The sequence below is a fragment of the Acidiplasma aeolicum genome, from assembly GCF_001402945.1.
GTDB classification, from domain to species: Archaea; Thermoplasmatota; Thermoplasmata; order Thermoplasmatales; family Thermoplasmataceae; genus Acidiplasma; species Acidiplasma aeolicum.
In genome coordinates this window covers 1-11498 of the sequence record NZ_LKBG01000238.1, presented here as the reverse complement: position 1 = coordinate 11498, position 11498 = coordinate 1, and the positions used below count along the sequence as shown (strand labels likewise).

General features: G+C 35.2%; 11 protein-coding genes and 1 tRNA gene. 5 read left to right on the top strand and 7 right to left on the bottom strand.

All coding sequences use genetic code 11. The annotated features are described in order from the left end of the window. Positions 1–53 precede the first annotated feature (53 nt). Positions 54–647, bottom strand: coding sequence for a hypothetical protein (locus AOG54_RS06230; RefSeq protein WP_048101013.1), 594 nt, complete (start codon positions 645–647; stop codon positions 54–56). A gap of 203 nt (positions 648–850) precedes the next feature. On the opposite strand from AOG54_RS06230, the gene AOG54_RS06225 reads away from it, so the two are divergent. The 3 genes from AOG54_RS06225 to AOG54_RS06215 are packed head-to-tail and all read left to right on the top strand — an operon-like array spanning position 851 to position 3737. Then, a complete protein-coding gene (locus tag AOG54_RS06225) occupies positions 851–1819 on the top strand; it encodes an NOG1 family protein (protein WP_048101014.1) in 969 nt (322 codons plus the stop codon). Next, positions 1803–3446 (top strand): glutamate--tRNA ligase, encoded by a 1644-nt coding sequence (locus tag AOG54_RS06220; RefSeq protein ID WP_231563394.1) that lies wholly within the window; start codon positions 1803–1805, stop codon positions 3444–3446. The genes AOG54_RS06225 and AOG54_RS06220 overlap by 17 nt, the downstream gene beginning before the upstream one ends. Positions 3447–3497: 51 nt before the next feature. Then, on the top strand, positions 3498–3737 hold the full coding sequence (locus AOG54_RS06215) for a hypothetical protein (protein ID WP_048101346.1): 240 nt from the start codon (positions 3498–3500) through the stop codon (positions 3735–3737). Here AOG54_RS06215 and AOG54_RS06210 read toward each other — a convergent pair whose 3' ends face one another. The 3 genes from AOG54_RS06210 to gck all read right to left on the bottom strand — a co-directional run bounded on the left by AOG54_RS06210 (position 3738) and on the right by gck (position 5975). After that, entirely contained in the window at positions 3738–4427 is a 690-nt protein-coding gene (locus AOG54_RS06210; RefSeq protein ID WP_048101016.1) for a hypothetical protein, read from the bottom strand. A 90-nt stretch (positions 4428–4517) separates the two neighbouring features. Next, on the bottom strand, positions 4518–4676 hold the full coding sequence (locus AOG54_RS10065) for a hypothetical protein (RefSeq protein ID WP_169749782.1): 159 nt from the start codon (positions 4674–4676) through the stop codon (positions 4518–4520). Positions 4677–4706: 30 nt separating this feature from the next. Then, positions 4707–5975, bottom strand: a complete 1269-nt coding sequence (gck, locus tag AOG54_RS06205; protein ID WP_055032540.1) for a glycerate 2-kinase — start codon at positions 5973–5975, stop codon at positions 4707–4709. A 167-nt stretch (positions 5976–6142) separates the two neighbouring features. Between gck and AOG54_RS06200 the strand changes: the two genes are divergently transcribed. Next, entirely contained in the window at positions 6143–7657 is a 1515-nt protein-coding gene (locus tag AOG54_RS06200; protein ID WP_236689076.1) for an APC family permease, read from the top strand. Here the strand turns inward: AOG54_RS06200 and AOG54_RS06195 are convergent. The 3 genes from AOG54_RS06195 to cysS are packed head-to-tail and all read right to left on the bottom strand — an operon-like array spanning position 7652 to position 10742. Further along, positions 7652–8815: a nicotinate phosphoribosyltransferase gene (locus AOG54_RS06195; RefSeq protein WP_054964198.1), complete on the bottom strand. Its 1164-nt coding sequence runs from the start codon at positions 8813–8815 to the stop codon at positions 7652–7654. The genes AOG54_RS06200 and AOG54_RS06195 overlap by 6 nt on opposite strands. Next, the gene (locus AOG54_RS06190) at positions 8808–9347 is read right to left on the bottom strand and encodes a cysteine hydrolase family protein (protein WP_054964197.1); all 540 of its coding nucleotides are present in this window, start codon (positions 9345–9347) and stop codon (positions 8808–8810) included. Before AOG54_RS06190 ends, AOG54_RS06195 begins: the two co-directional genes overlap by 8 nt. Before the next feature lie 24 nt (positions 9348–9371). Continuing rightward, the gene (gene cysS / locus AOG54_RS06185; RefSeq protein ID WP_054964196.1) at positions 9372–10742 is read right to left on the bottom strand and encodes a cysteine--tRNA ligase; all 1371 of its coding nucleotides are present in this window, start codon (positions 10740–10742) and stop codon (positions 9372–9374) included. A gap of 75 nt (positions 10743–10817) precedes the next feature. Between cysS and AOG54_RS06180 the strand changes: the two genes are divergently transcribed. Beyond that, positions 10818–10890 (top strand) — tRNA-Pro (locus tag AOG54_RS06180). Positions 10891–11498: the final 608 nt, after the last annotated feature.

Genomic DNA, 11498 nt, shown 5'->3' with positions numbered 1-11498 from the left:
TGTGTATCTAACATATAAATATTTAGTTCTAAAAATGTTTCAAAAAATATTATTTATTGAATATTTGTATTTAAATTCCAAAAATTCATAATAAACTCAGTGGCTTTCTTTCTGGTATATTGATTTGTAATATTAAAAATTGCAATTTTCTTTGATGGATACTCCCTTTTGATTGGATTCGTCATTTCAATTGTATCCTTTAAATTTGCATTTTCATAGATATCAACCATATATTCAAAATCTTTCTGAATCGAAATATTGAAAATATGCTGGTGATAAGATGACTTCAATACTTTTTTCATTTCATGCACAAGATTGCTCTCATCAAGAATTTTTTTAAATGAATATGTAGCCTCGACAACAGCATTATTTTTATCAGATAATGAGTATGAATCATAATCTGACCATGAATCACCTGGCTGGTTAAGCTTTCCGCAGGCACCACAGACATATGAATATCCAATAATGCCCATATCAATTTTGTCTATACTATTCTCAACCGGAGTATTTGTTTCCTTATTATACGGAATTGCATAGAATTTATCATAGCCACAGTATTTGCATTTGACACCAAACCTTTTTCCGGAATAGAGTAAATATCCTGAATTAACCAGCCTTTCTATAATCGCGTGAATATCCTCATTCATGTATGTGTCCTCGGTGACACAGAAAAACATTATCAATAAATTTTGCACTTAGATCCCCGTATTTCAGGTCATACAGGAATGCGTCATCAATATTCATGGCGTTTAATCGTATAAAAATATTTAAAATTAATTTAAGAAATCTTTTATAAAATGCAATGCAATAAAAAATGAAAAGGATATTAAGGTCAATGACATAATGCAATGTGTTTGAATATATACCAACAGTGTTAAGATCGCAGGAGATTATTGACAAATCATTCAAAAAGGCATCGAATATAGTTGAGCCCTACTTTCCGAAAAAGGAGGATAAGGTTCGAAAGGAGGTAATTGACAGAATATCAACAATAGAGAGCATATCAACAGGCCATTTTGATAAATTAATAAAAAAATTTCCAACGATTGAGGCTGTTCATCCGTTTTATTACAGCCTGATAGACCTCATGTTTGATGTTAATAAATATAAGTTAAGCCTTGGCAAGGTGCAGTGGACATCAGAAAAAATCAAGGATTTAAGCACATTTTATATAAAAAAATTAAAATATGCAAGGACAATTGATGATATAAATTCCATAATGAAGAGCTATTACGGGAGGTACTCATCACTTGTTAATAATATAGGAAATGACCTTTTATTTTTGGGTGAATGCCGCAATTACTTAAAAAGGCTGCCCGGCATTATCATGAACATACCAACATTCATTCTTGCAGGAATGCCAAATACAGGAAAGAGTTCCTTATTGCATGAGATAACAGGCAGCAATCCAGAAATAGCAGAGTATCCATTTACAACAAGGGATATCCTGATAGCCTACAGGCATTTTAATAACAGGAGGGCGCAGTTCATAGACACCCCTGGAATACTTGACCGCACCATGGACAAAAGGAATGATATTGAAAAGAAATCCATTATAGCACTCTCAAAGATAGATGGAATTATATTATTCCTCATGGACTATTCAGGAACAACAAAATATACTGTGGATGAACAGGAAGAATTGTACAGCGAAATAAAAAATTCATTTAGCAATAAAATATACAGGATACAGACAAAAATAGATATAAGTCAGAGGGTTGAGGATATAGCTGTAAGCACTAAAATACCCGATGGGATCAAACCATTAATGGAAATTATAGAATCAGAGGTGAATGGCTATTATGGATCAGGAAATTAGAAGGCAGGCAATTAAAAATGCGTATCTTCATGATGGCAGGGCTGATGTTTCATCCGTTGTGAGCAAGCTAATATCAGAGAATCCTGAGATTAAAAAGAACATAAAGAATTTAATACCTGATGTTAAAAAAATGGTTGATGAGATTAATTCACTGGGAAGGGAAAAAATCGATGAGATTGTTGCAAATGAATACCCTGAATTCCTGATTAAGGAAAAAAGGGAGGAAAAACACGAACTGCCCGAATTGAGGAATGTCCACGGAAGGGTTGTAATGCGTATGGCCCCATCGCCATCAGGTCCCCTGCATATTGGGCATTCAAGGATGGCAATACTCAATGATGAGTATGTAAAACGGTACGGTGGTGAATTAATATTAAGAATAGAGGATACGAATCCGGACAACATTGACCCAGATGCATACCAGTTAATACCGGAGGATTTGAAGTGGCTTGGCGTGAATGTTACAAAAAGTGTGATACAATCATCAAGGATGGAGATATATTACAGGTATGCTAGGGATATGATAAAATCCGGGCATCTGTATGTCATAGAAAGGGATCAAAAATATTTCCATGACATGAAGATGAAATCACTGGCTGTTCCAGAAAGAAATGCATCACCAGAGGAAAATGAGGAGAAATTTGACAGGCTTTTAAATAACTATTATGATGAGGGCCAGGCCGCTGTTGTGATGAAGACCGATCTGAACCATCCAAATGAATCCATAAGGGACTGGATTGCATTCAGAATAAACAAAACACCGCATCCATTAACCGGTGATAGATACGTTTTATACCCGACCATGAATTTTTCAGTATCAATCGACGACCACCTCCTTGGGTTAACACATGTAATAAGGGGAATAGACCATCTGGTAAATACTGAAAAGCAGAGGTATGTATTCAGGGCAAATAACTGGAAGGAGCCAGAATACTACCATTACGGGTTTATCAAAATACCAGATTCCGTATTAAAGACAAGCACAATAAAGGAGGGAATAAGGACAGGAAGGTACACAGGCTGGGATGATGTACGCCTTGGAACATTAATGGCTTTAAGAAAGAGGGGATACAGCCCGGAGACATTCAGAAGGTACTGGATAATGTCCGGCATGAGGGAGAGCAATGCCGTTTTCTCATGGGATATCTTTGATTCCATAGACCGCGAGATCATAGATTATAAATCAATGAGGTTCTTCTTTGTGAATAATCCTGTTAAAATCAATCTTGAAAATAATATTGATCTTAAAAGCCATGTTCCATATCACCCTGAGAGGCCCGATCTTGGCTTCAGGGAGTATGATTTTCATGTTAATTCTGATATTTACATCGATGAAAATGATTTAAACAGCATTGATGAGGGAGAGTACATAAGATTAAAGGACCTGTGCATGGCCAGAAAGGCCGGCGGTAAAATTTCATATGTCCCGGACGATGGCCGCAGGAAATTAAGGGTAATACACTGGTGCCCGGTAAATTCCATTGATTTTAAGGTTTACAGGCCGGATGGCACTGTTGATTCTGGAAAGCTTGAACCGCTTGCAGAATCATTGAACGGCGTTGCACAGATGGAACGCTACGGTTACATAAATAAATCAGGATGCACCGGCTATTATCTTCACAGATAATTTATTTTTAAACTTTGAAAAACAATAAGTGCCATGATGAAATATACATATATGAGAACCGATGATCAGACCGGCGTTGTATGCGGCGGTGATCCCGAAAATTATTTAAAAGCCTATTTTAAGGGTCTTTATTTTGACCTTGATGACGGCGAGGAGATACAGATAAAGGCATTGAGAGAAAAATTCCCCATGGGCGAGGCGGCAATAAAAACCCTGGCAGAAAATGCAGGGCTTAAAATGTATAAATATAAGGATAATGGTGATATAATATACATTTACCTTAAAAAATAATCATAATTTATACCGGTAATTATTATAAAGCCCTGATATATCAAACAAAAATTTATGGATATCACCGCCCTGCACAATGCCAAGGCACCTCCTTGAGTTATATTTTATATTAAAAATCTTTATTTTATTATATTTCATCTGGGTTGCCACCGGCTCATCGCCAAATGATATATCCTCCATAAAAATTTTTGTTTCCTTATATATCCTTGCTTTTATTAAAAAATTTATATTCTTTGGAACAAGGAAATCAATAAAACGATTGTCATCATCATAATTTAAAACAAAATTTAATTTGTCCTCAATGTGAAGTGCCGCCGCAAGTATGTATTTTATTGAAAATGTATTGAATATATTTACATCTATATAATTATTCCCTGATGAGTATAAAAAATTTGATAATTTTTTGTCGGCAATGAATATGTATGCCATATTATGCCTGATCTCTATTCTATGCATGCTTATTCCGTTTAATCCACGTGATGTTACAAGCGCGCTGGATATATAATCAACGCTGTTGTGATCATCGTGTATTACCGGTATTTTTTTTACACCATTATAATTATGCCTGAAATGGATTCTTGCCATTTCGGGTTTTTTATTAATATTTTTTATTGATTTTATTTTATTGACATAGTATTTAACATCATGGTCGAATATATTATATACAATATTCCATTGATTTGAATTCAAGTATATCAGGTGGTTATCATGGGATTCCTAAAATATTTTTTTGATGCCCACCATAAATGATAAATTTAATTCAAAAAATTAAATCAATATTTAAGAAAATTCCTCCTGGAGCTCCATTATTACCTGATTTATGACGTCCTCCATGGTTAATCCGTTATATTCCCTTAAACCACCCATATCGGTCCTGAGCCTGGCGGTGTATCCATCCTCATTCTTTTCAAATTCGATGTTGCACAAAAGTTCCTCCATAACAATCAAATCTAAAATTATAAGTAATATTTAAAAATTGTTAAATTTATTATAATAACCAAGAATAATATCAGAAACATTATTTCCGGTCCTGCCGGTCATAATAATATTCCCTGGTTTAAGTGCGTTGTAGCTGTCATTGTTTTTAAGGTAATCATCAATGTTTTCTATTTTTGTAAAATTATCTACAATTCCACCCGCAGCAGGGCTCAGGCCATCAATGCCATCCGTGCCAATGCTCAAAAACAGGAACTGCTCATCGTTATTGTATAACTTAAGCATTTTCATGCATAATTCCTCGTTTCTTCCCCCGATGCCGTTACCCTTTACATTCACCGTGGTCTCTCCACCGCATACAAACCAGAAGCCTGATCTTTTTACTGAATAAATGTTTCTTAATATATTTATTAAATAATTAGAAACGTCATTGACATCGCCGTTTATGTTGCTTCCCAGTGAGACAGAATTTGAGTCCAGATTTTTATATAAATAATCAACAAAATCCTTATTTTTTAATATAATAATGTTCTCAATCCTTTCATAATATTTCATATCAAGGCTATTCTTCCTGTAATTTTTATTAATAAAATCCCTCAGCCCTGGATTTTTAACGTATTTTTCAGAAATTTTTTGCACATCATCTGAATAATCCTCCCTGACAAGCGGGCCTGATGCAATAATGCCCAGGTCATCGTAAAAAACATCAGATATAATATAGGATTTAACATGTGCCGGATACAGATATGAGGCAAGCTTGCCGCCCTTTACAGATGAAAGTCCGAGCCTGATTATGTTCAGGTCATATATATTACCACCGGAGTTCATGATCTCTTTTGATATCTCCATTATATCATCAACGCTGACATTATCCTCGGGTATTTCAAATAACGATGAACCGCCGCCAGAGATTAAAACTATGACCAGGTCATCCTCATTTAAATTTTTTAATGGCCTTAAGAGTTCAATTGATGAATTTACAGAGGTATTGCTAACATATGGGTGTGTGCCCCTGTAAATTCTGAGCTCGGTGAAATTATGGCCAATGACCTCATCCTCGGGTACTATTATTCCGGCGTATCTTAGTTTGTTAATAATTTTTGGCCTTATCCCGGAATACATCCTGAACGATGCCTTGCCGAATCCTATTAAATATACATTTTTATACATGTTTATGTTAACATTAAAAACATTATTTATTGCATTCTCTGGTGTTAATGTCTGAAGCATATCATCAATAAGTTTTACAGCAAATTTCCTTCTATCATTGAATGATATATCGTTAATATTATTTACTGCCATAAATTTGTAATAATATAATGTGTTTTAAACTTTCCATAGGTTTTATTTTATGCCATTTTTCTTAATAATGTAAAATTATAATACAAATAAAATAATGCAAATAATTCAGGATTTATATTCACTGATAAATGATAAAATTCAAATACGAATCATATATTAAGTATTACGTGACAGAAGAAAAAAATATTTCTCACGTTAAGGAAGGTTATAGGCATTTAAAATTTAATCAGCTGACCCTGAGGCATGCTGTTTCCCAGGCAATTGGCCTGAACGCGCCCGGTGGCACAATTGTCCTTTATGTTGCGGGAACCGCCGCATTGCTGACCTTTACATTTTCTGGATACCCGGATGGTTCATTCTCAATTCCATTGATTTTATTCATGGCACTGATTGTTTACTCAATGATGAGCTATTCATCATATGAATTTTCAAAATATCTATCAAGCTCGGGCGGTTACTACACATTTGTTGCAAATGGCCTTGGGAGGTCATTTGGATTGACAACGGCACTGTCATATATAAGCTACCAGATACTGAGCTTTACAGGATTTGGAATCCTTGGCTTTGTGGGCTTTGCCTACGCAATTCTGCCCAGCCTTGGCATAACAATACCATACATCAATGTTTTGTGGATTCCGGTAAGTGTTATTTTTATTTTGTTTGTCAGCGTTTTAATATACAAGGGGATTAAGCCATCATTAAGGTATGTTTCATATGCAATATTTATAGAGGTTTTATTCTTCATCGGAACATCAATATATTTAATACTATCACATGCATCCTCGGTAACATTCACACCATTCACGGCAATACCCGTGGGCGGCAATTTTATCATACTTGCGGCGATGATGGTTTATGCCATCGGAACCTTTGTGGGCGTTGGCGGTTCAATACCAATTGCAGAGGAGACCAAAAACCCTAAGAGGAATGTGCCGTTATCAATTATATTAAGCATACTTGTGCTGGGTGTAACAATCATACTTGCATCGTACTCAGAGGTAATATCATGGGGATTCTCAAATATGGTTAATTTTGGAACAGGATCGGGCATAGGGGCATACCCTGTTCTATCAATTTATAAAAATGATTTTGGCGCATTCAGCTCAATACCGTTTATTATATTATTAATAATTGTAATAAATTCATTTTTCACAGCAACAGTATCGCTCGGAACAAATGCAACTAGGGTTTTATTCTCATTATCAAGGGAGCATGTCATACCTGAAAGGCTGTCAAGGACAAACACCAGGGGCGTTCCGGTATATGCCGTGATATTCATTACTGTGCTGGCGCTTGCAATTGTTTTATCCACGGGCCTTGCCTTTGAATACATTTATCCTGGAAGGCCAATAGACGCGCTTCTATATGCATCTGTATTCCTGTTAATACTTGAGTCTCCAATTACATACATAGTTCATATTTTAACAAACACATCATTATATTTCTTCCTGAAGAAGAATAATCAGAAAACACACATTGTAAGGCACATAATAATACCCGGAATATCAAGCATAACATTAATAGCTGCAATAGCCGCCGCAGTTTACTTTGATTTAAGCGCACCATACATATACGGTGTTTACGGTTCATTATTATGGGTTATTGCCATATTTGCAATTGTAATAATAATGTACACAAAATACAGGAAAAATCTTGACAACCTTGGAGATTTTTCATTATAAATTCATAAATTTATTTATCTGGTTTAAAGACCTTTCCCTTATTTTATTTATATCCTCCATTATATTAATTTTTCCCGATGATATGTACCTTACGAGTATATTCCTCATGGTACCCCCGCATGAGCACGGCATCTCATTGATTTGATTGTCTACAACCCTTGTGCTACCGCAGGCATCGCACCTTAAAACGTTTTTTATGCCGGAGAATTTCCCGCGCTTTGTTATATTATTTCCTTCGATGTTAACTATGTCCATGCCAAAATCAACGGTTTTGGCCGATGCAATTGATGTTCCTATGCCGAATGCGGATACACCGGCATTTTTTAATGGAATAACATCATCAAGGGATATTCCTCCTGATACCATGATTTTTACATTTTTATGGTTCCTTAAATCGAGCTCCCACCTTATTTCCCTTATGATATTTATAAAATTGCCGCGCCTTGACGATGGCGTATCAAGCCTTATATAATCTATATCGGGAAATTCATCCGCAGCCTTTATGGCGGCGAATTTTTCATCCATGAATGTGTCTATTAAAAAAACCCTGAACCTAGAGTTATCATGCTGGGTTTTCCATGCAAGGTCATCGCCAAGTATTAATGACAGTGCGTGTGGCATTGTTCCGGATGGTGTGATCCCCAATATTTTTCCGCTTATAACTCCAGATACGCCAGAGGCGCCACCGATGTATGCAGATCTGTCAATCATTGGCGCTATTGCCGGATGCATCCTGCGTATTCCGAATGATATAAATGGCGTATCACCAAGCATCTTTTTAATTAATGATGAGTATGATGATATGCCCGATGCCTGGCATATAAATCCAAGTATGGGGGTTTCGTATTCTGCAAAATCAAGGTAATGCCCGGTTATCCTTATAAATGGAACGGGAACACCCGCATCGTCCCTGTTCCTTATCACTGTTCCCTCCGGTATTGCGTATAAATCTATGTTCTTATTTTCCAGCAATGATATAACATCATTGAGGCCCGTGAAGTTTATATAATCATACTCTGCCGATGGGGCTGTAACCTCCATGGTGACCACAGGGTTTTTATCCAGTTTTTTTAAATATTCCTTTGTGTAATCAAAGTACACATCGGTGACATCGCCATTCAGTATTTCATCCTCACCGGCCATAACGAATTTACTCATTTTTAATAACCCCTTTAAATTCCTCTGAATCTATTGAGTTATACCCATAGTTTATTTTAATTTTTTTAAGGGCATCCTCATGGTTATTTTCATCTATTGATGCACAGAGATCTGATACAACTGTTACATCATAATTTCTGTAGAATGCGCCTGAGGCGGTGTGCATAACGCATATATCAGTGCTGATTCCAAATAAATAAAGCTTTTTTGCATTTAAAAATCTTAATAATGAATCAAGGTCCGTGTCATGGAATGCATCGTAATGCCTTTTATTAACAATAAAATCAGGGTATTTTTTTAATTTTTCATATATTTCAGACGCTGGTGTGTTCATTAATGCATGCTCTCCCCAGACACGGAATTCTGGATCATTCTTAATATGGAAGTCTCGGGCGAAAACAACTGGCATTTTATTATATTTTAATACATCAGCAGCACGGTTCGCAGCATTCAATGAGTTTTTATTGCCGAATTTTCCGGTGACGAAATCATTGATCATATCGACTATTAATATCACATTATTCTGTTCCATGATAAAAAATATATTATTTCATTATTAATCTTTTGCATACCATATTGTCTTATCGCCGTTGTCCTCAATATATATTCCAGCATCCTGAAGGCTCTTTCTTATTAAATCAGATAAATCATAGAATTTATTTTTCCTCAATTCATTTCTGATCAATATCAATGAATCTATAATATCTGTGTTTATTTTTTTAGAACCATATAATATGTCAAGGAAACTGTTTAAATAATCCAGGATTTTCAGTGCCTTCTGCGCCGTATTATATGATATATTTTCATAATTTTTATTTAAAACGCCCACGAATTCAAGAAGCTCCGTTATGAGCCTTCTCGTGTCAAAATTATTCTCCATTATGTTATTGAATGAATTAATGTATGCATCGTAGTTTATGTCAAATGAACCGTTATCTGAATTTATTGATTTTAATTTATTGTATATTGTATTGATTTTATCAACGCTCTCCCTTGACTGGTTCATTAATTCAAGTGAGTACTCAATTGATGTGTTGTAATTCGAATTAATCAGTGCAAACCTTAAAACCTCGGGTGAATAATCCTTGAGTATGTCCTTAATTTTTATGTAATTCTTCAATGACTTTGACATTTTTTCCTTGTTTACGTTGACCATGCCCGTGTGTATCCAGTACCTTGCAAGGTACTTCCTGTTGCTTATTGACCTCATCTGGGCAATCTCGGCCTCATGGTGTGGGAATATTAAATCTGACCCGCCACCATGGATATCGTACTCATATCCAAAAAATGTTTCGGTTATTGCTGTATCCTCTATGTGCCATCCCGGCCTGCCCTTACCCCAAGGGGATTCCCAGTATGGTTCCCCGGGCTTCATCTTCTTCCACAGTGCAAAATCCTCAGGATGTTTTTTATCCTCGTTGATTACCCCGCGTGCATTCTCAATGATCTCATTTAGATTTTGATTTGATAATTTTCCATAATCCTTAAATTTGCGCACATTAAAATAAACACCGTCTGATGTTTCATATGCATATCCCTTATTTATCATTCTGCGTATCTGGCTTATTATCTCCTTTATGTATAATGTTGCCCTTGCATAGTATGTGACGCTGTTTACCCTTAATATGTTCATCAGCCTTAAATATTCATTGTAATAGTACTCGGCTATTTCCCCCGGGCTTTTATTTTCATCTTTTGCCCTCCTTATAATCTTATCATCGATATCAGTAATGTTCTGAAGGTAAAATACGGAATATCCCCTGGCACGTAAAAATTTGACAATTACATCAAAGAAGATGTTTGTCCTGGCATGCCCTATATGGAAATCGTCCTGAACGGTCGGGCCGCAGACAAAGATATTAATCCTGTTTTTATTAATCTCCTTAAAGACCTCATCCCTCTGGCCAAGTGTATTGTGAATTATCATTAAAACAGTAATTTTAATCAAAAGATAAATGTTTACATAAATAAATGTTTTATATTCTTTTACAATAAACCATTAGGGTTTGTGGGGTAGCCTGGTATCCTTCCAGCTTCGGGAGTTGGAAACTCCGGTTCAAATCCGGACAGACCCATTAAAAACTAAGTTATATTTTCATTATAGTTAAAAAATGTATAAAAAAGACCTCTTTTTAATCTAACTTCTCGATTTTATTGCAATAATCAAAGATAAATAAGCATAGATTTAATTATTTTACCAAATAAGGCATTATTCAATAAGCATGTTATAATTTTACATAAATTATTTTTATATGCTTTAAATCGCTTATAATCGCTTTTAAATGGCATCTGATAATCAAGGATTTGACAATGATATATAAAATAAAAAAATAGAAATAACAGGAGAATAAGGAAGACTTATCTCTATTTAATAAAGGCACAAATGGTAAGAGAAAGAACCATTCTACTTTTATGGGAGGTTATATAATTATAAGTCCACGACTAACTAATAGTTATGTACCTATAATATCTTGGAAAAGCATTTGAAAATTAGCAGTGAAAAATTTATTATTGTTTTTATATTTATTATAATATTAGCGTGTCCAAACCTTCATAATTTGTTCGACAATTGTCATATTTATTAATTTGAAAATTATTAGTGGGATATGGCAGCGAACCACATCCCATTAATTATGCAAAGGTTGGATAAAATAGTTGCGGAGGATAGAATCAGAAAGTACTC